16 protein-coding genes are annotated in these 24,242 nt (G+C 70.5%); 6 read left to right on the top strand and 10 right to left on the bottom strand.

What is annotated here, in order from left to right; translation table 11 throughout:
* Positions 1-266 precede the first annotated feature (266 nt).
* Positions 267-1,484, top strand: a complete 1,218-nt coding sequence (locus NE235_RS04365) for a hypothetical protein (protein ID WP_252799583.1) — start codon at positions 267-269, stop codon at positions 1,482-1,484.
* Positions 1,485-1,498: 14 nt separating this feature from the next.
* Here the strand turns inward: NE235_RS04365 and NE235_RS04360 are convergent, their stop codons facing one another.
* The 5 genes from NE235_RS04360 to NE235_RS04340 form a co-directional block, all read right to left on the bottom strand.
* Positions 1,499-1,864 (bottom strand): hypothetical protein, encoded by a 366-nt coding sequence (locus tag NE235_RS04360; protein WP_252785909.1) that lies wholly within the window; start codon positions 1,862-1,864, stop codon positions 1,499-1,501.
* Between the two features lie 197 nt (positions 1,865-2,061).
* On the bottom strand, positions 2,062-2,361 hold the full coding sequence (locus NE235_RS04355) for a transposase (protein WP_406567534.1): 300 nt from the start codon (positions 2,359-2,361) through the stop codon (positions 2,062-2,064).
* A gap of 468 nt (positions 2,362-2,829) precedes the next feature.
* Positions 2,830-3,579: a DUF6082 family protein gene (locus NE235_RS04350; RefSeq protein ID WP_252799581.1), complete on the bottom strand. Its 750-nt coding sequence runs from the start codon at positions 3,577-3,579 to the stop codon at positions 2,830-2,832.
* Between the two features lie 22 nt (positions 3,580-3,601).
* Positions 3,602-4,231: a DUF6879 family protein gene (locus NE235_RS04345; protein WP_252799579.1), complete on the bottom strand. Its 630-nt coding sequence runs from the start codon at positions 4,229-4,231 to the stop codon at positions 3,602-3,604.
* The gene (locus tag NE235_RS04340) at positions 4,200-4,469 is read right to left on the bottom strand and encodes a hypothetical protein (protein ID WP_252799577.1); all 270 of its coding nucleotides are present in this window, start codon (positions 4,467-4,469) and stop codon (positions 4,200-4,202) included. The genes NE235_RS04345 and NE235_RS04340 overlap by 32 nt, the downstream gene beginning before the upstream one ends.
* A 484-nt stretch (positions 4,470-4,953) precedes the next feature.
* Here NE235_RS04340 and NE235_RS04335 point away from each other — a divergent pair, with 484 nt between their 5' ends.
* A complete protein-coding gene (locus NE235_RS04335) occupies positions 4,954-5,340 on the top strand; it encodes a PQQ-binding-like beta-propeller repeat protein (RefSeq protein WP_252799958.1) in 387 nt (128 codons plus the stop codon).
* Between the two features lie 302 nt (positions 5,341-5,642).
* On the opposite strand, the gene NE235_RS04330 is transcribed toward NE235_RS04335, so the two are convergent.
* Positions 5,643-6,278: an NYN domain-containing protein gene (locus NE235_RS04330; protein WP_252799575.1), complete on the bottom strand. Its 636-nt coding sequence runs from the start codon at positions 6,276-6,278 to the stop codon at positions 5,643-5,645.
* 283 nt (positions 6,279-6,561) lie between these two features.
* Here NE235_RS04330 and NE235_RS04325 point away from each other — a divergent pair, with 283 nt between their 5' ends.
* Together NE235_RS04325 and NE235_RS04320 are read left to right on the top strand one after the other, a co-directional pair.
* On the top strand, positions 6,562-13,050 hold the full coding sequence (locus tag NE235_RS04325; RefSeq protein WP_252799573.1) for a DEAD/DEAH box helicase: 6,489 nt from the start codon (positions 6,562-6,564) through the stop codon (positions 13,048-13,050).
* On the top strand, positions 13,047-15,242 hold the full coding sequence (locus NE235_RS04320) for a UvrD-helicase domain-containing protein (RefSeq protein ID WP_252799571.1): 2,196 nt from the start codon (positions 13,047-13,049) through the stop codon (positions 15,240-15,242). Before NE235_RS04325 ends, NE235_RS04320 begins: the two co-directional genes overlap by 4 nt.
* Positions 15,243-15,255: 13 nt before the next feature.
* Here the strand turns inward: NE235_RS04320 and NE235_RS04315 are convergent, their stop codons facing one another.
* Genes NE235_RS04315 through NE235_RS04305 form a run of 3 tightly spaced genes read right to left on the bottom strand, consistent with a single transcriptional unit; the run spans position 15,256 to position 18,588 of the window.
* Complete coding sequence (locus NE235_RS04315) at positions 15,256-16,050, bottom strand: cyclase family protein (RefSeq protein ID WP_252799569.1); 795 nt, start codon at positions 16,048-16,050, stop codon at positions 15,256-15,258.
* Positions 16,037-17,350, bottom strand: coding sequence for an MFS transporter (locus tag NE235_RS04310; RefSeq protein ID WP_252799568.1), 1,314 nt, complete (start codon positions 17,348-17,350; stop codon positions 16,037-16,039). The genes NE235_RS04315 and NE235_RS04310 overlap by 14 nt, the downstream gene beginning before the upstream one ends.
* Entirely contained in the window at positions 17,350-18,588 is a 1,239-nt protein-coding gene (locus tag NE235_RS04305) for a M20 metallopeptidase family protein (RefSeq protein ID WP_252799566.1), read from the bottom strand. The genes NE235_RS04310 and NE235_RS04305 overlap by 1 nt, the downstream gene beginning before the upstream one ends.
* A 99-nt stretch (positions 18,589-18,687) precedes the next feature.
* Between NE235_RS04305 and NE235_RS04300 the strand changes: the two genes are divergently transcribed.
* Together NE235_RS04300 and NE235_RS04295 are read left to right on the top strand one after the other, a co-directional pair.
* Positions 18,688-19,698, top strand: coding sequence for an Lrp/AsnC family transcriptional regulator (locus NE235_RS04300; RefSeq protein WP_252799564.1), 1,011 nt, complete (start codon positions 18,688-18,690; stop codon positions 19,696-19,698).
* 299 nt (positions 19,699-19,997) lie between these two features.
* The gene (locus tag NE235_RS04295) at positions 19,998-22,397 is read left to right on the top strand and encodes a choice-of-anchor Q domain-containing protein (protein WP_252799562.1); all 2,400 of its coding nucleotides are present in this window, start codon (positions 19,998-20,000) and stop codon (positions 22,395-22,397) included.
* Positions 22,398-22,471: 74 nt separating this feature from the next.
* Here the strand turns inward: NE235_RS04295 and NE235_RS04290 are convergent, their stop codons facing one another.
* Positions 22,472-24,118, bottom strand: coding sequence for a serine/threonine-protein kinase (locus tag NE235_RS04290; RefSeq protein ID WP_252799560.1), 1,647 nt, complete (start codon positions 24,116-24,118; stop codon positions 22,472-22,474).
* Positions 24,119-24,242 lie beyond the last annotated feature (124 nt).

The following is a 24,242-nucleotide window of genomic DNA, read 5'->3' as shown; positions in this document are numbered from 1 at the left end:
TGGACGGGGGCCGCGTTCCCGGGTTCGCCCGTATACCCGCCGATACCGGGACGATCCGCCTTCGGCCGTCCGCACGACGAGCACTCGACACACTGGCTGTCGGGCGCCGCCGAATGTCGCTGGTCAGGCACTTAGTGACGACGAGTTTCAGCCTTATGTAAATGACCATATGCGGACATTAGATGGATAGTCCGGCATGCGGCGAGGAAGATCCGTAGCGATGAGTCCCTCCACAGGGACCACGCGACGAACGGGGCACGGAACTGATGAGATCGGCCAAACTATTAGCGTTCTCCTCCATCGTCACGACGACGCTCATTGCCACGGCCGCACCGTCGGCCCTTGGTGCCACCACGGCGAGTGCCCGGTCCGGCGACGTGGCGCCGCCGAACTGCAAGAAGTATTCGGTGCGGGAGACGTACTCCATCGACGCCGCAGGCCGGCGAAGCGCCGCCCAGAGCGACTCCGGGAAGGTCCGCGTCTTCGGCGGTGGCGCCAATGGCATGAAAGTGGTGGTGCCGCCGGCCGGATTCGACCCGCACGCCGCCACCGACTCACAGCTCCGGCTCTACGGATTCCCGCCGCGACCGGCGAGCGGTCCGGCGCGCGAACGGTGGAACCGGCTCTACCCCCACCGCCACATCGACTACGTCACGCCCGAGATGTGCAGCAACACCGGAGTGACCGCTGGACCTCCCCCGACGTCCCGCGCGGGCGGCACCGCTCTGGCGTCGGCGCCGCTGACCAGCCCACGCTGGTCGGGAGGCCTGGCGATCCGGGCGACCGGGAGCCCCGCGTTCACCTCGGCCTTCGTCCAGTGGAACGAACCGACCTTCGTCGCGGCATGTCCCACTGCGTCGTCGTACAACATCTGGTCGGGGCTGGGCGGCTGGAATTCGAACCCGTCGAAGTGGGGACTCCTGCAGGTAGGCGTGGACAACCTCGGCGGCACCGGGCCGAACGATGACTACGTGTGGTGGGAGGCGCTGAACCAGAGCAAGTCCCAGACCCTCAACGAGCAGGTCGTGACCAACATGAAAGTGTCCGCCGGGAACAAGGTCCAGGCGATGACCTACTACGATCCGATCGGTCACACCATCGCGTTCCAGGTCTACAACCTGAGCACCAACAAGCTGGTCACGCTCGGCCCGTGGAGCATCATCAAGGACCAGAACGGCATCCCTGTCGGCACCGCCGACGACTATTACGACGGAACATATGCCGAGACCATCGCCGAACGATCGCAGGTCAACGGCAAGAACGTGAATTTGCGGCAACCCTCGTCGAAGTACAGCCAATTCCTGGACGCCGAGATCGCCAACGACCAGGACGGGGACGTCGTCCCCGGTTACCAGTATCCCAACTGGAACCAGGTCAACATGACCGACGATGCCGGTGGGAACTTCCTGTCGGTGCCGGCGAACTTCCCGACGAGCGGCTCCAGCTCCACCGCGTGGAAGAACACCTGGAAGGCCTGCTCGTGAGCTGACGCCGCGCCTCAGCCGCCGGTGACGTCGACGTGGAGGACACGGCACAGCCCCCATGGCACCGCCGAATCCCCGGGAGGCGAAGGCGTCGCCGCCCAGTTGGGCGGTGAGCAGAACGAAGTCCGTACGAGCAGGACTGCCGCGCCGGGCGCCATGGCACGAAATCGTTCATGGCGCCCGTCAGGCGTACGGGAGACGACGGCGACGACCGCGGGGGCACTGCTCTGCGGCAACGGCAGCGCACCCAGACCAGGAGCACGAGGGATGTCCGCGGTGATGGTGCCGCCCGGCTTGAGCGTCGTGGACCCCAGATCCTGGTACTGGCCCGCGCAGCTACCGAGCTGGCGGGTCCAGGAGCCGATCTTGAGGGTCAGCACGGGCGGCGCGCATGTCGACGCTCCCCGCCCGGCACCGTCCTCGCACCCAGTCACAGAACTCAGCAGGACAACGGCGGTTAACAGCCGCGCGGCCACGCTGGGTACCCAGGACATGCACTCACCCACCGTTTCGTCGGCTCCCGCGGCCCAGCGTACGCGCCGCCGCGCGGGGCCAGCCACTCGATCTCCTCCATTGGTCACGATATAGCCGTGGTCCTCCAGGAGGGCAAGCGCCTTGGCAACGCCATCGACGGTCTCGAACCGGTGGTGCAGCGCCCGCTGAGCCGGGATACCGTCGGGTCGGAGGGAATCGACCCGAACAGCTCCGGTGCAGCGCGAAGGATGGCGATGTCGGCCAGGCAGTCCCCGCCCAACGCGAGCATCACCGCCAGATCACACATGATCTTGCCCGGGTCATGCACCGCCCGGGACGGCCGCCACCGCTCCAGCGCCTGTGACAGGCCCTGATCCAGCCCGGTGACCCGCAACGTCTCCATCAGCAGCAGGCCCCGGCCTGACCGACGATTCCCTTACCGTCCGAAGACACCGTGATCTTGGGGCGGCGACCGGTAGGCTGCACCTGAAAAGTGCCATTCAGCATGGGTGGACAGGACTCTCGACAAGCCCGATCCTCCCAGCTCAGAGGCACTTTTCTCATGTAAACGATCAGATCGTCCAGAGCTCGCGTGAAAGCGCGAGGTTAGCTCTACTACAGCTCCGCTTCCGGGAAGAACTGTGCCCTCGCCTACGACTCCGGCAGTACGTACTGCGCGGGCCCGGTCTACGTCTCGGCCGCCGGCCAGTGCATCGACCTCAAGGCTCAGATCGATACCCAGAGCAAGACCGACAACGGCTACGCGTGTACAACAAGGTGCACTGCGGCTGAGCCGGAGCGCCCACGAGGTACCGCGAGCCCTCGTGGCCGTCCTGCCTCCTGGCGGTCCCCACCGGGGGATTCCACTCCGTCACCTTCCCCTGTCAACATCGCGACGCCGGAAGAACGCCCGATAAAGCACTGTGGCGCCGACACCGAGCGCCATCCACGACAGGCGTTCCTTCGCCGTCGCCACAACGGTGATCGGCGATGCAGGACGGACCTGCCGAGTGAGCAGCGGAGGCTGGACCCGTTCGTACTCCTCGTCGAGGATCTCGTGGAAGCGCCGTTCCCGGCGGTTGGCCGACGTTGAGAGCCGTGCCTCGCGGGCGCCCTTCCAATAGTTCCGTCCGACCTGGCCTTGGAACATCTCGTTCGCGATGGCACGCAGGCGGGCTTCCGGAAGTGCTCTCGTCTCGTAGGACAGCGACCATTCAGCGATGATCATATTCGTGTAGAGCAGTTGCTTGCGGGTCTTGGGGTCGTCCGGTTCTGGCATCGGTCCCCAGCACTCGTCGAGGTCAGGATCCTCCATCGCCATCTTGAGGAGATCGCCGACCGCTTGGCGCCGGGTCTCCTCACGGGCGAGCTTCGTCTCACGCGCCTGATAGCTCAAGGTCAGGACGATGCCGACCAACGCCAGCACCGACACGATGGCTGACGCCGCGCCGTAGGTCTGGCCGATAAAGCTGAATCGTTCCCACCTGTCGGTCGGACCGCGGAAGACTCCGAGCGCGATCGGGGAGATGCCGATGAGCGCCACGGCCGTCGCGGCGATCAGCAGAAGGACGGCGGTGGTGAGCGTGCTTCTGATGCTCCGGTTACGGGTTCGCCGGCTCATACCTCTTCAGGGGGTCCGGCCCTCACGGGGCCGATGGCAGGAGCGTCATGATCTCACGAGTGAAATACCGCGAGAACGGCTCCGCCAACTCCCATAGTTCCGCGAGTTCCGTGGTGGCCTGACGCATCACGTCAGGGTCGTCGATTCGCCTGGCCCCGCAAGGCCGCCACTCCTCGTCGTACCGGACGTGGTAGAGCGCGTGTTCGTCGACCACGACCTCAGGAAGGACGCCGTCGCGCTCAAGGGTTTCGATGTCTCCGGCGTCGAGGACGCGGATCGCGGTTCCCTCCTCGGCCAAGATCTTGAACCACTGCATCTCCCAGAGGAGATATCGCGACACCGGCCGCTCGACGATGCGCAGGCGGCGAAGCTCACTGCCCTGTCGTGCGTAGCTCTCCACCTCGGCCCGCGCGTCGGCCCGCTCGCTCTCGAACACGGCGTGCACCCGCGGCCAGTCGTCCGCGACGAACGCCTGCCAGCTGGGGTCGTCATCGGGCTCGTGGAAGTACTGCGAACGCTCGAGCTTCCAGATGGGTCCGGTCAGGCGCTCGGTCTCCGCACGCCGTACGGCATGGTAGGTAGCGACATCGAGTGTCTTCCCTGGGATCCGATGTATGCGGTCAAGCATCCGGGATGTCCGGCTTCGCGGCACGCAGCATGTTCCCAGGGATGACGACCAGCCGTTCATCGACTCCGATCCGGACGTCGGAAGGCAGCCGGTCGGCGAACACGGTCGTCATGTCGCGCCCGACGATCGCGATGTCGCCGTTGTCGAGTTCCCAGATGTCCGGGCAGTCGTTCGTGGTGCGGCTGTTCCCTAATTCGGCTGCTGTTTTACCGAGGCGACGGCTGAACCGGGCTCCGTGATCGGCTTCCCAGGGGCGAGACACGGCGCGCTCCTTATCTGCTCCGACGGCTCTGTCAGGACTTTCGCACGTCAAGGATGGTCACACAAGCGTCGTCGAGGTTTCGGTCTCCTGCCTGCCCAATATGAGAGGCCGAGGAGACTTCGCCGGTAAAGGCACCGTCACCTGAGCCGAGGCCACATCAAGGGTGGCCGAGACCGAACATCGTAGATGTCGCCGACTGATCGCCCGCTCTGCCCTTACCCGGGCGCCGGGAAGATCGGTCACTTCGGCCGGTGGGCCGTCGAAGATGCGACCGCGTCACCATCTGCCCCGATCGTCCGATGGAATGATGATCGCTATGGTGGCCCGGAAAGTCCGGTGCCGCTTACGGGTGATCGTATGCGTATGGGGGTGTGGTGGAGTCGCTCGCGCCGGAAGACCCCGCGCGAGTCGGTCCGTACGCGTTGGTCGGTCGCCTGGGCGCCGGCGGGATGGGACGGGTCTATCTCGGCCGCGAAAGGGAACGGTGGCGATTCGCCGCCGGCAGGCGCCTCGCCGGCCGCTGGCCACCCACGACGCCGTTTACGTGGGCGGTCGGGAATCAACGCCGCTCTACGCGCTCGACGCCGGGACCGGCCGAATCCGCTGGAAGGCCGCGTTCGGGCAGAACACCCTGGCCTGGAGATTCGACGGCGGCAAGGATCTCCGGGGTGCGTGGGGCCCGTTCGGTGGCGTCGTCTACCTGACCAGCTCCTACGACATGACCTACGCGGTGCACGCCGAGACCGGGCGCCTGCTGTGGAGCTGCCACGCCGGCATGTCGCAGCGGGTCGGCATCACCGGCGACGGCACCGTTGCCCTCCACTGCTACTCGTACTCCGGCAATAACACCGTGTACGGCCTGCGCGTCTGATCCGGCCGCTTCCGCCCGGCGGCGGCCGTCGCTTGCGGTTGGCAGCCGTCTCACTGCGCAGCCGAGTACTTGGCGCCGCATCATGGGCCCGCGACCATCGCGAGGCCGACCGGCACTGCGCCGATGCTGGACCTCGGCCGGCGTCATCGAACCCCTATGCAGCCGCTTGGGAAGGCGACCTGCTGGGTGACTGCGGAGCGTGCGTTGACGGATGCGGTCCGGATGCGATTGAATAAGAGCAATCGCCCCACTCGCCTAGGCTGGTGGGTCAGGCCCCATCCTTCGGATGGGGCCTTGTCATGTCACCACATCAGTGGCCCCTGCACGAGGCCCTGGCCATCCTTGATCAGGTCGGGAAACTGGCAGGCGCGCAGCGTGCTCGGGCGAATCTGCCGGAAGAACGTTGGCGTCGCTTGCCTGAGCGCTCCGCTGCGTCGATGGGGAGGATGTGGACTCGCAATCCCGACGACGAGCCGCAGTTCATGGCAAACGAGACGAATCGGCTCTGCCAAGTCGGCGTCGTTAGTGATGACCAGGGCGGCGTCGAAGTCGCCGCGGAACGCATCCGCGACGAGATAAGTCGCGAGGTTAACGTCGGATCCCTTCTCTTCCGTCTTGATCACCTCCACGGTGCGCGGTCCCTGCACGGGCGGGACGGCCAGAGGCATTCGTACGGTCGTCTGCTGGAAGCGCCCCAGGTGGATCTCGAGATGAGGGATCGTCCTGAGGGCCCGGAGATAGATCTGCTGCCTGTTGTGCCGTTGAGGATCGTCGGTACGCCTGCCGATCTGGGCGGTGAAGTAGCGGATCCGGTGAATGTGCTCATGCTGCGGCAGCAGGCGGCGGGAGAGGGCGTCGAGGTCCAGCCACTTGTGCCGCGCGCCCTTGAGGCAGCCGTAGTACAGGTTGAAGCCGTCGACGTAGACATTCGCTCGCACACGGTAATGATAGCGTCACAAAAAGTTAGCCTTGGCTAGATCTAAGGCGCGGCTCCGTGGTGAGAGAGCCGACGGTCGTCGGACCGCAAGACCGCGGAGCACTTTCCGATCAGGGGGAAGCCGCGTAACCTCTCGGGCTGCGGGGTAATGCGATCTCTTGGGTGATTGCGGAGAGTGCTTTGACGGGTGCGGTGCGGATGCGGTCTGGTGTCGATCGACCAGGGGTTCGGGCCGGGCGGTGCTGGTTCCCGTACGGCCGTGACCTGGCCGGGGCGGGCGCGCGGTGAGGCCTACCCTTGCCGCCGAGGAGGTCCGGCGGAACCTCACGCAGTACCTCACCACGACGTTCGCGCTCGCCGACGAGGACGTACGCGACGGGCTGGCGCGCTTCCTCGACCATCCCGAGCTGGGCATCTTCCGCGGGCCGTACCTCCGGATCCGCACGCCGTTCCGGAAGGCGGCGGACGGGTGGCAGCGGCACCTGGAGTGGACGAAGCCGGACTTCGACCCGCACGCGCACCAGGCGAAGGCGTTCGAGCGGCTCAGCACCTTGCACGGCGAGGCGCGGCCGACGCTGATCACCACCGGGACGGGCTCCGGGAAGACCGAGTCGTTCCTGCTGCCGATCCTCGACCACTGCCGCCGGGAGGGACGGCGGGGCCGGACCGGGGTCAAGGCGATCCTGCTCTACCCGATGAACGCGCTCGCCACCGACCAGGCGCACCGGCTCAACGAGCTGCTGGAGCTGCCCGGCCTGCAGGGGGTCACCGCCGGCCTGTACATCGGGGACACGCCGGAGACCGGGTACCCGCGGGTGCTCACCCGGCGCGGCGAAATCCGGCGCGCCCGGCCCGACATCCTGCTGACCAACTACAAGATGCTCGACCTGCTGCTGCAGCGCGCCGACGACCTGCCGCTGTGGGAGGACGCCGAGCCGGCGTACGTCGTGGTCGACGAGTTCCACACCTACGACGGAGCGCAGGGCACGGACGTCGCGATGCTGTTGCGGCGGCTCGCGGCGGCCACCGGGCGCAGCGAGCCCGGCCGGCCGCTCGGGCGGATCTGCCCGGTCGCCACCAGCGCGACGCTGGGGGAGGGCGACGGGACGAAGATCCGCGAGGTCGCGGAGGCGGTGTTCGGCACGCCGTTCGACGCGGACTCCGTCATCACCGAGGACCGCGCGAGCACCGACGACTTCATCGACGACATCGACTACTCCCTCCCGCTGCCCGACCCGCAGGAGCTCGCGGTCATCCCCGATCCGCACGGCGACGACGAGGCCATGGGGCGGATCATGGAGGCCGTCACCGGGCGGGCGGACCTGTCCGCCACCGAGCTCGGCGCGGTCCTGCGCCGCCACATCCTCACCAGCGCCGTCCTCGACGTGCTCGGCGGCGAGCCGAGCACGCTCGGGCAGATCCTCGAACAGCTGCCCCGGCGCGGCGCGTACAACTGGGGCACCGCGATCCGGCTGCAGCCCCGGCAGGCCGCCGCCGCGCTCGCGCGGTACGTCGCGCTCCTGTCGATCGCCCGTAAACCCGACGACGCGGACGAGCCGCTGCTGCACATCCAGACGCACCTGTGGGTTCGGTCGGTGTCGCGGCTGCTGCGCGCGGTCGGCCGCAAACCCGGCTTCGCCTGGTACGGCGAGGCGCCGCCGCCGCTGGAGGCCGAGTCCACCGTCCTCGGCGCGGGCCGCGAACTGCTCCCCGCCGTCTACTGCCGCCACTGCGGCCGGTCCGGGTGGGCCGCGATCTCCCCGGAGAAGGACCCGCACGACCTCGTCACCGAGCCGGCGAAGATCTACCGCGCCGGTGTGACGTCCGACAAGAAGCTCGTACGGCCGCTGATCACTGCCACGCCGAACGAGGTCCAGGCCCAGGCGGAGGGGCGCGAGGGGCCCGCCGTCCTCGTGCTGCGGGCCGACGGGCGGCACGTGCGGCCGCTCGACCCCGGCGACCCACGGCGGGCGGAGCAGAGCGACTTCCGCGACGTCTTCGTCCTCGCCGACCTCGCCCACACCAAGGAGGCGAACCGCGCGGCCGAACGCGACCAGTGCCCCGCCTGCGGCATGGAACAGGGCACCCGCTTCCTCGGCGCCGGACTGGCCGCGCTCGCGTCCGTCGCCATCACCGAACTGTTCAGCGGCGGTCAGCTCGACGCCGAGAACCGCAAGACCCTGCTGTTCAACGACTCGGTGCAGGACGCCGCGCACCGGGCCGGGTTCGTGGCGAACCGGTCGTACGGCTTCTCGCTGCGGCTGCTCCTCGCCATGGCGCTCGAACCCGGCCTGCCCAGGCCGCTCAACGAGCTGATCTCCGACGTCGTCAAGGAGGCGTGCGAACCGCAGTACCTCCCGTCGGTCGTCCCACCGGACCTGCACGACCGCGAGGACGTCGACGCGCTGCTCGCGGGGGAGAGCAGCGGCTCGGACAAGACCTGGGACCTCATCGGCGAACGCCTCGCCTTCGCCACCGTCATGGAGTTCGGTCTGCGGTCCCGCCTCGGCCGCACCCTCGAACTCACCCGTACGGCCGCCGCCGAGGTCATCCTCGACGAACCGGAACGGATCGCCGCGCTCGCCCGCGACCTGCACCTGCGCGGCCCGGCGCGGCTCACCGGCCTGCCCGAGCCCGAGACGTACGCCGTGTTCATCCGCGGGCTGCTGGAGCGGCTGCGGATGCGCGGCGCGGTCAAGCACGCCTGGCTCGAACCCTGGATCGCGCAGGCCGGAACCCGCCGCTACGGCACCATCTGGGGCAAGCGACCCGACGGCATGCCCGCCTTCCCGCGCGGCCTGGCCGCGCCGCGCTTCCTGCTCGACCGGCGCAAGGACCGCAGCGAGTTCGACACCATCCCCGGCCGGCACAACTGGTACCAGGACTGGACCCGCCGCTGCCTCGGCCTCGGCCCCGACGACGCCGCGCACTACCTCGGCCGCGTCTTCGACCTGCTCGCCGACGAGGCCGTCATCGCCCGGCGCACCGCCGCCGACGGCGCCACCGTCGTGTACGGGCTGCGGCCCGGCCACATCCAGGTGCGCCTCCTCGACGAGGACCGGGTCGCCGAGTCCGGCGTCGGCTGCGACGTCTGCCACTGGGAGCAGACCGTCCACCCCCGCTCCATGCGCGAGTGGCTCGACGCGCCCTGCCCGCGGTACCGCTGCCCCGGGCGGCTGCGCGTCCGCGACGTCCACGAGTACGCCGACGACTACTACCGGCGGCTCTACCTGCGCGGTACGCCGTTCCGCGTGGTGACGGCCGAGCACACCGGCGCGCTGACCCGTCCCCAGCGGGAGAAGGTCGAACGGGCGTTCCGCGACGGCACCCGCTACAGCGACCCGAACGTCCTGTCCGCGACGCCCACGCTGGAGCTGGGCATCGACATCGGCGACCTGTCCGCCGTCATCCTCGGGTCGCTGCCGAAGGGACCCGCCAACTACGTGCAGCGCGCCGGCCGGGCCGGGCGCCGCACCGGCAACGCGTTCGTGCTCACCCTCGTCGGCCGGCGGCCCCGCGACCGGTACTACCTCGCCGACCCGCTGCAGATGATCGACGGGCAGATCGCGCCGCCCGGCTGCTACCTGTCGGCCATCGCGATCCTGCGCCGGCAGTACACCGCCCACCTCCTCGACCTGGCCGCCCGCGACCGGCTGCCCGGCGTGCTGCCACTGCCCCGCCTCGCGTCGCCGCTGTTCGGCGAGTCCGGCTGGCTGGCGGGCCTCGCCGAGGTCGCGGTCCAGCACGGCGAGACGCTGGCGGACGGGTCCCTGGCCCTGTTCGGCGACGCGGTCGGCGCGGACGCGGCGGCGCGGCTACGCGAGTTCGCGACCGGCGGACTGACCGACGCCGTACGGACCGCCGCCCGGCAGTGGGACGACCGCCTCGACGACCTGCGCGCCCGCCTCGCAGTGATCGACGCGGCGATCGACGCGATGGTGGAATCCGACCCGCAGCAGCGCGCCCGCCGCCGGGAACTGCGCGCCGAACGCCGCGCCGTACAGAACCGCATCGGCGAGCTCGGCCGCAGTGACGCGCACGGCGCGCTCGTCGACCTCGGCCTGTTGCCGAACTACTCCCTCATCGACACGCGCACCGCCCTAGAGGCCACCCTCACCTGGGAGGAGGAGGGCGAGGACGAGAAGCGATACCACGGTGAGGTCCGCGAGTACGAGCGGTCCGCGGCCCTCGCCCTGACCGAGTTCGCGCCCGGCAACCACTTCTACGTGCGCGGCTACCAGCACGAGATCTCCGGCCTGGACATCGGCTCGGAGAACCGGCCCGCCTGGGGACAGTGGCGCGTCTGCCAGGAGTGCGGGTACATCCGGACCACCTCGGCGGTCGAGAACACCACCCCCTGCCCGCGCTGCCACAACGAGAAGATCGGCGACAGCAGCGCCCTGCACAACGTGCTCGTCCCGACCCGTGTCACCGCCCACGACCTGCGCGAGGACGCGAAGATCCGCGACGACCAGGACGAACGGCAGCGCGGCTACTACGAGCAGGCCGTCGCCGTGGACATCCCCGCCGAGGAGATCGCCACCGGGTCCTGGCGGCACGCCCGGCGCACCTTCGGCGTCGACTTCGCCCGGCGCGCCGTCGTCCGCACCTTCAACCTCGGCGCCGCCCGCATGGACCGACCCGCCGGGGACCCCTTCGCCGGCGAACTGAAGCGCATCAACCCCGTCCACGTCTGCACCACCTGCGGCGGCGCGACCGCGTCCGGGCCACCGCAGACCGCCGGGCACCTCGACGGCACCACAGGCTCCGGCTACGACTCCACGCCCGGCCACCACCGGCCCTGGTGCCCGCAGCGGCGCGGCGCGGACGTCCGGCACGTCCCGCTCATCCTCGCCCACGAACTGCACACCGAGGCGCTGCGCATCCTCGTCCCGGCGGCGACGACCATGCTCGCCGAACGCACCGTCACCTTCCAGGCGGCGCTCATGGCCGGCGTCGCCAAGGTCTACGGCGGCGACCCCGACCACCTGCGCGTCGTCATCGCCACGATGCCCGACCCGCCGACCGGCCACCGCCGGCGCTACGTCGTCCTGCACGACTCACTGCCGGGCGGCACCGGCTACCTGCACCGCATGGCGTCCGAACACGGCTTCCGGCAGGTCCTCGAAACGGCGCTCGACGTCGTGGCGAACTGCCCCTGCGCCGAGGAGGAGGGCAAGGCCGCCTGCCATCGGTGCCTGCTCTCCCACGTGGGCGGCGACGACTTCGACCTGGCCGATCGCAGCCTGGCCGTCGAGATGCTGCACGAACTCCTCGACGGCTGGGACGTCGCACCCGTCGGCAGTACCGACGACATCTCCCTGTGGGACCAGGTCGAGAGCGAGCTCGAGGCGCGCTTCCTCGCCCTGCTGAAGGCGTGGGCCGCCGCGGGCGACGACCGGACGCTCGGCCTCGGCGGCCGGATGAACGACCGGCGCACCGCCGACCTGCGCCTCACCGCCGCCGACGGGTCGATCGTGCACTGGCGGGTCATCCTGCAGAACACCATCCGGGAGACCCGCCCCGACGTCGTCTTCAAACGGCTCGACGCCGCGCCCCTGGAGATCGCCGTCTACCTCGACGGCTACGAGTACCACGCCGCGCCGGCGGTGAACCGCCTCGCCGACGACGCGGACAAGCGCGCCCGGCTGCGCGCCCACGGCCGGTACGTCTTCCAGTTCACCTGGGACGACATCCGGGAATGGGAGACCGGCGAGCCGCCGCGGACCCCGGCCTGGCGGCCGTACCAGGGCAACGCGCAGCGCGCAGCCCAGGGCGTCTACCTCCAGCTCGGCGGCGACCCGGCCGAGCTCCCCGCCCTGATCTGGACCAACCCGGTCCACACCCTGCTCGCCTTCCTCGCCGACCCGGACCGGCGGCTCTGGCAGCGGCGCGCGGTCGCCGCCGTCGCCGGAATGCTCCGCCACCCCGGCCTCGAGCACACCAGGTCCGGCCCCGACGGCGTCGGCGAACGCGTCCTGGCCGCCCTCCGCGGCGACCCGCTCCCGGCGCAGGTGCCCGGCGACCTCCTGATCGGACGGGGCCGTGACGAGGCCGGCTGCCCGGTCACCCTCGTCGTACGCGAGTCCGACCGGACCTGGTCGGCGTTCGCCGTGATCGACGACCGGGCCGCCACGATCGAGACCGGCGAGGCCGCCCACCGGCTGCGCTGGCGGGCCTGGCTCTACTGGGGCAACCTGCTGCAGTTCCTCACGGACGGCGGCGGCGACGGCGGACAGCTCGCCCACACCGCGCTTCCCGGATTCGACCCGTCCGCGCTCGCCGTGACCGGCGGCGCCGGTCTCCTCAGCTCGCTCAGCCTGCTGCCGCTCGACGATGAGGAGCCGCCCGGGGACGGATCGTCGGCCGGGGGGACGGGCGTCACCACCGGCCCCGGCTCCGGATCAGGCTCCGGGGGAGGGACCGGGGGAGGGGTCGCCACCGAATCCGGTGCCGGTGAGGAGCAGGCGCCCGACGCCGCGTGGGCCCAGGTCCTGGACCTGCTCGATCCGGACGAACCTGGGCTGGCCGAGCTCGTCAGCGGCCTGATCACGGCCGGCGTCGCCGCCCCCGAGGTCGGCTACGAGCTGGGCGAGCACGCCTGGCAGGCCGAGCTGGCCTGGCCCGCCGCGCGGATCGGCGTCATCCTGGCCGGCGACGACCAGGAGACGACCGACTGCTTCGCGGCCTACGCGGCGGCGGGATGGGACGTACGGACCGCGACGGACTGGACGGCCGAAGAACTGAACCGTCTCACCGGAGAGGAATCATGACCGAGCGGGAGCAGGCGACGCTGCGGGTACTCCACAAGGCCGACAAGGAGATCCAGAAGCTCCCTCGGGTCATTAAGGGCGCGATCTACGAGTTCCACGGCAAGTTCAAGAAGAACCCGAACGCGCCGGGTCTGCAGTTCAAACAGCTCCAGGGCGACTCGCGGCTGTACTCCGCGCGGGTGACCCAGGACTACCGTGCCCTGCTGCTGCACGCCGGCGGCCAGGACTACATCCTCGTGGCCGTCCGGCACCGCAAGGACGTCTACGAAAACCTCGACCGCTACGCGTACCAGATCAACCCCGTGACCGGCGGCATCGAGTTCGTCGACCTCACCACAGTCGAGAACAGCGTCTCCGGCCGCGAGGAGGAGGCCCGCCCCGCCAGGCCGGAACCACTTTTCGCCCGGTACACCGACGAGCAGCTGCGCGAGCTCGGCGTCGCCGAGCCGCTCCTGCCGCTCATCGCGAAGATCACCACGGAGGAGGAGCTGCTCGGCCTGGTCGAGTACGCCCCGGCGCTCACCGAAGAGGTCCTCCTCGGCCTATACGAGGGCAAGAGCTTCGAGGAGGTCCTCGACCAGGTCACGACCCCCGAGAAGGCGGACGAACCGGTCGACGCCCAGGACTACGCGACCGCCCTCACCCGACCCGCGACGCGCGTCACCAGCGAGGACACCGAGCTGCAGGCCGTCCTCGACGGCGACTTCGCCGGCTGGAAGGTGTTCCTGCACCCCGTCCAGCGCAAGCTCGTCGAACGCCGCTACAGCGGCCCCGCCCGCGTCAGCGGGGGCCCGGGAACCGGCAAGACCATCGTCGCCCTGCACCGGGTCAAGCACCTCGTCGAACGCCTCGGACCCGGCCACGACAGGCCCGTCCTGCTGACGACCTTCAACAAGAACCTCGCAGGCGACCTGCGTAAACGCCTCCTCGAACTCGGCGGCAAGGAGATCGCCGACCGCGTGGACATCATCAACATCGACAAGCTGGCCACCCAGATCGTCACCGAAGCCGAACCCGGCGGGAAACGCCGCTGGCTGGAAGACGCCAAGGCCGTCCAAGAGTGGCGCGACCTGCTCACGGAACTCGGCGAGAGCACCTGGGACGCCGAATTCCTGCACGCCGAGTGGAGCCACGTCATCCTCGGCCAAGCGGTCAACTCACGCACGGAGTACTTCCGCGCACGACGGGCCGGCCGAGGGCGCAACCTCGGCCGGGCACAGCGCGCGGAGATCTGGCAGCTCGTCGAGAAGTTCGTCATGCGCCTCGACGAGAAGAACCTCTGGACCTACCGGCAGGTCGCCGAACGCGCCGCCCGGATCCAGATCGAGGGCGCCGCGAAGGTCGAGCAATACGAGGCCGACCGCGCCGAACACGGTGAGGTCATCCACCGCGCCGACCAGTCCGGAGCGTGGCTGCGGCACCGCTACCGGCACGTCGTCGTCGACGAGGCCCAGGACCTGAACGCCGCGCACTGGAAGATGCTGCGCGCCATGGTCCCGCCCGGGCCCGATGACATCTTCCTCGTCGGCGACACCCACCAGCGGATCTACGACAACTACGTGTCGCTCGGCAGTCTCGGCATCAACATCCGGGGCCGCTCGTCGAGACTGACGCTCAGCTACCGGACCACCCACGAGATCCTCGGCTCCGCGCTGGCACTGCTGGGCGAGGAGTCCTGGGACGACCTCGACGACGGCACCGACGAGCTGACGGGCTACCGGTCCGTCCTCCGCGGCCCCCGGCCCTCCTTCCTGTCCGCGCCCACCTGGGAGGCCGAGCAGGACGCCATCGCCGCCCGCGTCAGCGACCTCATCGACGGCCCCAGTCCGTCGATCGCCATCTGCGTTCCCGACCGGAGCCAGGTCGCCGACGTCGAACGCCGCCTCGCCCGCGCCGGCATCCCGGCGGCGGCGATCGGTCCCGACGGCCCGAAGCTCGACGACGTCGTGCACATCGGCACGATGCACCGCTTCAAGGGCCTGGAGTACCAGCACATGGTCATCGCCAGTGTCTCCGAGGGGTCCGTGCCAAGGGCGTACGTCGCGCACTACCGGTCCAGCGACCCGCAGCGGTACCGCCGTGAGCTGCAGCGCGCCCGGTCCCTGCTGTTCGTCGCCGCCACCCGCGCCCGTGACTCGCTCACGATCTCCTGGCACGGCCGCCCCAGCCCCTTCCTGCCCGACCTCCCCTGACCACCCCGCTCGATCAGCTTCCGACGAGGGCGAGCGGGCGGATGGGCGCGCCGGTCGCGCCGCGGACGTTCAACGGCGCGCCGACGAAGAGGAACTCGCGCACGCCGCGCGCGGCGATGGCCTCGAGCGCCATCACCTCGATCAGGTTGATGCCGTGCTCGGCGAGCAGCAGCCGGTGCACCGGCAGGCGGGCGAGCCCGCCGCCCGGGGGGATGTGCTCCAGCGCGATGGTGTCCGCGCCGACCGCGGCGACCCCCTGGTCCGCGAGCCAGGCCGCGGCCCCGGCATCGAGGCCGGGTACGCCGCGCTCGTCCCCGAGGTAGGCCGGCGGGTCGTCCCACAGCTGCGCCCATCCGGTGCGTACCAGCACGACGTCGCCCCGCTTCGGCACGACCCCGGCGGCGCGCAGGTCCTCCACGCTCACGGGCTCTCCCGGGGGGAGGCGGTCCAGTCCGCGTACGGCGGGGACGTCGACGAGCACGCCGCGGCGGACCAGCGGCGGCACCTGGTCGATGCCGTGGCTGCGGTACCGGCCGTCGTCGAGGGCGTCGGCGACCGCCACGCCTCCGTGCAGGCGGCCGTCGACGGCGACATGGCACAGCGCGTCCATGTGCGTTCCGACGTGCCCGCCGAGGACGAGCATCTCGTGCGAGCCGGTCATCCCGTCCGGGCGCTCGACGTCGCCGTGCCGCTGGCGCAGCGCGAACTGGAAGCCGGGATGCGTCGGGGACACCGGCATCCCGGTCTCCAGCGGCTGTGCCAGGTCGATCGCCTCGATGCCGTCATCGAGCAGGTCAAGCAGCTTCACGCGCAACGCCCTCCGTTTCGCCGCCGTGGTCCCGGGCCGCGGTGAGGCTCATCCCGCGGGTCTCGGGCAGGGTGAGGACGGTCACCGCGGACACCACCAGCAGGAGCACCACATAGCCGGTGAACGCGGCCCGGCCGGCGGTCTCTCCGATCCACGTCTGCAGGTACGGCGCCGTTCCGCCGAAGGCGGCGACGGCGATCGAGTACGGTACCGCGAGCCCGACCGTGCGGATGTGGGTCGGGAACATCTCCGCGTACGCGGCGGGCAGGATCGACACGCCGGCGCCGATGAACACCATCGCGACCGCCATGGCCACCCCCAGCCGCCAGGCGCTGTCATCGATCATCGCCTGCAGGGGGAAGAGCGACACGGCCGTGCCGAGCGTGCTGACCAGCAGCACCGGCCGGCGACCGACACGATCGGACAGCGCCCCCCACGCGGGGAGCACGCCGATGAGCACGAGGCTGGACAGGACTCCGGCGAGCAGGGCCGAGTTCGCGTTCACGTGCATCGCGCTGATGGCGTACGCCGGGGCGGCGATCACCCAGGCGTAGTAGACGACCGTGAGCCCGACGCTCATGCCGACGACCTGGATCGCCTGCCGGCGGTGACGCAGCACCTCCGGCCAGAGCCGGGGGCGCTCCTGCCGCTCGGCCGTGAACGTGGCGCTCTCGGCGAGCGACCGGCGGATCCAGAGCGTCCCGGCGCCGAGGACCCCGCCGAGGATGAACGGGATGCGCCAGCCGTACGACGCCATGGCCGATTTCGACAGCAGCTCCGACAGCAGGAGACCGAGCAGGACGCCGACGGTGTTCCCGCCGACGCTGGCGATGTAGATGACGCTGGACCAGAGGCCCCGGTGCCGTCGCGGCGCGTACTCCGCGAGGTACGTCTGGGCCGACGGCAGCTCACCTCCGGTGGCCAGTCCCTGCACGATGCGGGCGAGCACGAGGATCGCGGAGGCGGCCGCGCCGAGCGTCGCGTACGTCGGACAGAGCCCGATGACCAGGCTGCCGGCGGCCATCCCCGCGACGGTCGCCAGCATCATCGGCTTACGCCCGACGCGGTCGGCGAATCGTCCGACGATCAGGCCGCCGACCGGCCGCGCCGCGAACCCGACCGCGAAGACCGCAAGGCTCGACAGGACGGCGGAGATTTCATCGCGGGAGTCGAAGAATTGTGTCGAGAAGAACGGCACGAAGATCGCGTAGATCCCCCAGTCGTACCATTCGAGGGCATGTCCGAGGGCCGTGCCGACCAAGGCCCGGCGCGGGGGCCGCGCGGAGAGACGATCGTTCATTACTGGACCTCCCCAGGTGTTTCCGGAAGGCCGGACGGCCGTACGGCCGTCCGCCGCAACGCCAACTCGGCGTACAGGGCCGCGCCCAGGGGGAGCACGGCGTCGTCGAAGACCGCGTGGCCGCTGTGGTTGTAGGCGGCGTCGCGGGGGTCCGCGCCGGCCGGTAGTGCACCCAGTGCCACGAAACTGCCCGGGACCTCGGCGAGCACCCGGGAGAAGTCCTCGGCGCCGGTGAACGGCCGCGGAAGCGGCTCGTGCAGGTCGGCGCCGAAGACGTCGCGGATCGTCCGCTCAGCGAACGCCGTCTCGGCCGCGTCATTGACCGTGGCCGGGCGTTCTCGGACGAAGCGCGCGTCGACGCGGACGCCATGGGCGTCGGCGATCCCCTGGAGCAGGCGCAGAGCCTCCTCACCCACCCTGTCGGCGACCGAATCGCCGAACGTGCGGATCGTCGCCTCGAACGTCGCCGTGGCGGGGATCACGTTGCGCCGCGTGCCGGCGTGCACCATGCCGACCGTCAGGACGACGGGGTCGAACGCGTCGAACCGCCGGGTCACCATCGTCTGCAGAGCCGAGATCATCTCCGCGGTGGCGGGGACCGGGTCGCGGGCCAGGTGCGGTGCCGACGCGTGACCACCCGCACCGTGCACGGTGACCAGCAGCGCGGAGGACGCCGCCAGCATGGGGCCCGGGCGAGTGAACAGACGCTGCGGCAGGGTGGAGAAGACATGCAGCCCGTACGCGGCGTCGGCTCTTCGCCCCGACGCGTCGAGTACGCCTTCCTCGATCATCGTCCTGGCCCCCTCCCAGCCCTCCTCTCCCGGCTGGAACATCAGGACGACGTCGCCGCGCAGCCGGTCCCGCCGCGTCGCGAGCAGGCGCGCGGCGCCCGCGAGCATGGCGGTGTGCAGGTCGTGACCGCAGGCGTGCATCGCGCCTTCGACCCGCGAACGGAAGGGCAGGCCGGTCTCCTCCGACACGGGCACGGCGTCCATGTCCGCCCGCAGCAACACGGTGGTCCGTTCTCCCGCCGCAATCGGCGCGTGCCCGCGCAGCACCGCGGTCACGGACGTCGCATTCTTCCCCGGCGTGATCTCCAACGGCAGATCGTCCAGGGCCTCGAGCACCGCCGCCTGAGTCCGGGGAAGGTCCAGGCCGAGCTCCGGGTGAGCGTGGAGCCGGTGCCGGAGATTCGTCAGCTCGCCGAGCAGCGCCTGCGCCTCGCGAAGGATCTTCATCGCCACCTCCCGTCTGTTCCGAACAGAATCGGCGATGGACCCCCGAAGGAGCGATAATCGACCGAATCAAGCACAGACAGCCCGATTCGGAGGCGATTCGTGCAACTCGACGAGCGAGACCTGCAATTGCTGCACGCCCTGCAGATCGCTCCACGGGTCACGTGGACGGACGCGGCACGCATACTCCGCGCCGGCCGTTCCTCCCTGGTCGCCCGCTGGACCCGGCTGCGATCGGCCGGCCTGGCGTGGGTGAGCGCGCAGCCGGGCGCCGGGTACCGCGAGGTGACCCTGTCCCTCGTCGAGGTCGACTGCCTCCCGGGCGCCCGGCCCGACGTGCTGCGCGCCGTGTGCCGGGACCCGCGGGTCGTCACCGTCGAGGAGTCGACCCGCGGCCGGGATCTCCTCCTCACGGTCATCACCCACGACCTGCCGGAGCTGACCACGTTCCTGCTCGATGACCTGGAGTCGTTGCGCGGCGTCGCCCGCCAGCGCAGCCACGTCGCGACGCGCGTCCACCGCCACGGCAGCCACTGGCGCCTCGACGCCCTCGAACCGGCCCAGGAGGCGGCGTTCCAGCGGATCGCCGACGAGGCTCCGAAGGGACCGAGCGGCACGGTCCCGGCGGCCCTGACGCCGCTGATCCAGGCACTCGCCCGGGACGGCCGGGCGAGCGCCGCCGACCTCGCCCGTACGCTCGGCCAGAATCCCGCGACCACGCGCCGCCAGCTCCACCGGGTGCTGCGTTCGGGGTTGCTGTCCTTCCGCTGCGAGCTGGCGGCGGAGGTGTCGGGCTGGTCGGTGAGCAGCACCTGGACGGCCAGGGCGGAGGCCGCCGATCAGGGGCGCGCCGTCACCGCCCTGGCGAGCCTGCCCGAACTGCGGATGTGCATCTCCACCACCGGCGAGACGAATCTCGCGATGACGATCTGGACCCGGTCCGTCGGCGACATCCAGCGCATCGAGCTGCTGCTCGGAGCACGTCTGCCCTTCCTGCGAGTCCGCGACAACGCCATCAACCTGCGCACCCCGAAACGCATGGGCTGGATGCTGGACGCGCGGGGCCGCTCGACCGGCAAGGTCATCGTCCCCTCCGCCCTCCTCCCGCGATGAGCCCGGCGTCACCCGGCCTCGGGCCGTTCGAACTCCCCCCGCGCTTCGCGTTCTCGTAGGGCAGCGGCGGAGATCGTTCAGGCGCTTCGCGTGCGAACGGGCCCACGCGCCGACCTGCGCGGACGGTGCGCCGAACAAACCATCAAAACGCCGAACGAAAGATCAACGCCGAACGCTGTTCCGGCCGCCCGCACCGGTCGAACCTGTGGGTGTCCAGCCCTCGGGCGGAGCGGCGTCCCCTCTTGAGAAGAGCCTCTCCGGCCCGGGGCAGAATCTCCCGATGAGGAGGAGCCACCCTCATGTACGGACCCTCCCCCGGCGCGTCGCGCCGGCTCGGCAGCCGGCTCACGTTGATCCTCGCGTTCCTGGTCGCCGTCGCCTCGGCGGTGGTGCCCACCGCCCGCGGCACGACCACACCGACCACCGCCGATCCGCTCTTCGGCATCAACATGTCGTTCTTCGGCGCCGATGACGCGTTCGTCACCCAGGCGGCCACGCGTGAGCTGTTCCGCTCCTGGGGCGTGCCGATCGTCCGGGTGCCGCTGCGCGATCGCTTCAAGCCGGACGGCCCGCCGGTCACCGACGACCAGTGGATGTCCGCCATGCGCGCCGTACGGGACATCGGCGCGACACCGATGCTCATCATCCGCGCGCCCGGCTCCGGCCGGACCGCCGACGACGTCAAGAAGACCGACCTGCACCTGCTCGACCTGATCCACCAGGTCTTCGGCGACGGCACCGCCTACCTGGAGTTCGGCAACGAGCCCGACGGCCCGGACGCCGGCGTGCCGGTCGCCGACTACACGGCGGCCTGGAACACGGTGGTGCCGGCCCTGAAGAGCCGCTACCCGAAGGCCGCGTACCGCTACGTCGGGCCGGCCTCCTGGCGGGTCGACCACGACTACGTGAAGTACATCGGCGCCTTCGTCGCCGGCGCGACACCCGAGCCCGACTATCTGTCCTGGCACGAGTACGTCTGCGACACGGTCGGCGACTCCGACTGGAAGCAGACCTGTGAGACCCATCTCGCCAACTGGCAGACGCACGTCACGGACGTCGAGATGACCGTCCAGGGGAAGATCGGCAGGCAACTGCCGTACTTCATCTCCGAGTGGAACGCCGACTCCGGCGACAAGGGCTCCGTCTACACCGAGGCGAACGCCGGATACCTCGCGTCGTGGACGACCAAGGCGATCGAGCGGCTGCGCGGCCTCCGTCCCGCCCCGGCCGGAGCGATGGTCTACACCGCCACCGACCACGAGCAGTTCGGGCTGGTCACCGGCGCCGACCGGCTCACCACCCAGGGCCGGGCCTTCCGCCAGGCGATGACGGGCTCGTCCACGGTCACGCGGCCGAAGGCCGAGCCGCCGTCGGAGCCCGCTTCGCCGGTACCGCCGCCCACGACGCCGGCGTCCGGGACGAGGTCCGGCACGGACGCGCCGCCGGAGGACGGCTCCCAGGTCGACTCGCCCCCGACGCCGACCGGGAGCCCGTCGCCCACCGGAGGCTCGTCGCCCGAGGAGGGCTCCTCCCACGTCGACTCGCCCCCGGCCACGCCGTCCAGCGAGAGCCCGTCACCGGCTGAGAATCCGCCGTCCGGCGGCCCCGGCGCGTCCCAGGACACCGGCAACCAGGACACCGGGAACCAGTACTACGTCGCGTCCGACGGCGACGACGCCAAGGGGGACGGCACGAGCGCCCACCCGTGGGCCACGATCCAGCATGCCGCGGACCAGGCGACGGTGGGGAACGCCGGTGCCACCGTGCACGTCGCCGACGGCACCTACGCCGAGTCCATCAGCACCACGAAGGGCGGGCACGAGGGCGCGTACCTGACCTTCGAGGCCGAGCACCCGGGCAAGGCGGTCATCGCACCGAAGACCTCCGCGTTCCCCTTCGAGAGCAAGGGCGACTACGTGCGCGTCATCGGGTTCGACATCAGCGGCACGGGAGGCGCGTGGAGCGGCATCCTCATCTGGGGCCACCACAACGTCATCCAGGGGAACCACGTGCACGACGTGCTGACGCACCTCGCGTCGAGCGACTGTGACGGCAGTCCCGGCGGGCAGGCCATCGGCGACGACGCGGCGGCCTCCGACAACGCCTTCATCGGCAACCGCGTCGACCACATCGGTCCCTATCCGACCGCCTGTGAGTACGTCCACGGCATCTACCCGTCCGGCGGTGCGGACGTCATCGCGAACAACATCGTGTCGCAGACCTCGGGCAGCGGCATCCGCTTCAACCACAACGCGAAGGGCGCCACGATCGCGAACAACCTGTCGTTCGCCAACGCGAACCACGGGATCTACATCACGGGCGGCGACTCGACCGCGGACGGCTTCGTGATCACGAACAACATCGTGCGTGACAACGCGATGTACGGCATCAACGTGCGCGGTGACGCGAACGGCCCGCACAACGAGTACCGGAACAACCTCTTCTTCGACAACCACAAGGGCAGGTACGGGCTCGACAACAGCGAGGAGTTCACGCCGCCGAACAGTTCGGGAACGCTCGACGCCGATCCCCGGCTCGTGCGGTACGCGGCGGACGGCACGGGTGACTACCACCTGACCGCGGACAGCCCGTGCGTCGACGCCGGTACGACGACGGGCGCGCCCGCCGGCGACCTCGACGGCGGCAGACGCCCCGCCGGTAAGGGCATCGACATTGGGCCGTACGAGCTGGCCCGCTGACGTCGTCCCGCGTCCTCCGTGCCGCCGCCACGTGCGCCGGCGGCGCAGAGGACGCGGTCACCCGCGAGCCCGGATCAGCCGGACTGGGTCAGCCAGCCGGTCGCGGTCCAGGCCAGACGGTCTTTGCGTTTGCCGGTGAGCCGGATGTACGCGAGCTGGTCGTTCGCGCCATTGGTCAGGCAGAAGGCGGCCCCGACCTTAAGGCTGGGGTAGCTGACGGAGCCGGCTATCGGATTCCGGTCGACGGCGTCCTTGCACGCGGCTGCGTCCGCCGGACCGGTGATCGGGGCCATCTCGACAGTGTCGTAGAGCCGGAGTTCCCCGTCCGTGACCGTGAAGTATTGGAGATCCGCCACGCCCGTCTCGGCGGCGTCCGTGGTGACCTTGGGTCCCTTGTCGGTGAAGGTCACTCCGGAGATCCCACCGTGGCCGGGCAGGGAGAACGAGACGTCCTTGTACTCCGGAACGAACGCGCCGCCGTACGGGGTCGGGGACGAGGACGGCGACGCGGCCTGCCCTCCGGCGGCCGGCGCCGGGGTGGCGTCGGCCTGCGCGGCCGGCCGGCGCCCGTTCTTCGTCTCGTCCCCGGAATGCGCCTTCGGCAGGGTGACCAGCGCGACCACGCCCACGGCGAAGACCGCGATCCCGACGGCCGCGGCGATGAGCACCGGCTGACGCGAGATGACGCCTCTCCCGGATGCGCCGGGGTCCGGGTCCAAGGCCGTCGATGCGGACGGGCCGGAGCCGGACCCGGGGGCGTACGGTGCGGTAGCCGTCCGGGTCCGGGGGTCCGCGGGCGGCGGCGTGGCGGGTGAGGGTGCGGCGTGCGGCGGCGTCGCCGGGCGATAGCCCGCCAAGGTGGTGGCGATCGCGGAGGGCAGCCAGGTCCCCGCCTGGAGCTGCTCGTCCGGCACGAACGCGCGGGCCTGTTCGATGACCTCGGAGGTGCTCGGGCGGCGGCCCGGTTCCTTGTCCAGGCACCGGGCCAGCAGGGGACGCAGGTCGGGCGGGCAGCCGTGGAGTTCCGGCTCCTCGTGAACGATCCGGTACGCGAGGGCGGCCGCGTTGCCGTCGCCGAACGCGCTCTGTCCGCCGGCGGCGTAGTAGGCGGTGAGCGCGAGAGCGAACACGTCGGCGGCCGGGGTCACCTCACGCCCCGCGACCTGCTCGGGAGCCATGAAGGCGGGCGTACCGATCATCAGGCCGGAACGGGTGAGGGTGCTCGCGTCCGCGGCGCGCGCGATACCGAAGTCGATGACGCGCGGGCCGTCCTCGGCGAGCAGCACGTTGCCGGGCTTGAAATCCCGGTGCACCAGGCCGGCGGCGTGCACACTGGCCAGTGCCTCGGCGCATCCGGCGAGCAATCGTGCGACGACCGGTTGGGGCAGCCCGCCGTGCCGCAGGACCGCCTCCTGCAGCGTCGGCCCGGCGACGTAGGCGGTGGCGAGCCAGGGGCGCGGCGCGTCCGGGTCGGCGTCCAGGACCGGAGCGGTCCACGGGCCGTGCACCTGCTGCGCGACCTCGACCTCACGCCGGAACCGGCGGCGGAACTCGGGGTCGTCGGCCAGTTCGGCCCGGACCACCTTGACCGCGACGGCTCGGCCCCCAGGACTGAACGAGAGGTAGACCTGCCCCATCCCACCGCCACCGAGGCGGGCGTGCAGCACGTACCCGGCGACGGTGCGCGGATCATCATTGTCGAGGGGCGTGAATCTGGGCAAGACGTCCACCCTGCTGAGCCTTTCCGTCCGGAAGCGCCTGACAGGATCTTCGTACCGCGCGCATTGTCCAATCGCCGGTTCCCTGGACAATCGAGCCGCGAGATTGTCCAGAAGCGGCCGGGGA

Origin of the sequence: Actinoallomurus spadix (assembly GCF_024055725.1) — a bacterium.
Classification (GTDB): domain Bacteria; phylum Actinomycetota; class Actinomycetes; order Streptosporangiales; family Streptosporangiaceae; genus Actinoallomurus; species Actinoallomurus spadix.
Note: the sequence above shows the minus strand (reverse complement) of the source record. Positions and strands in the feature narration are given on the sequence as shown.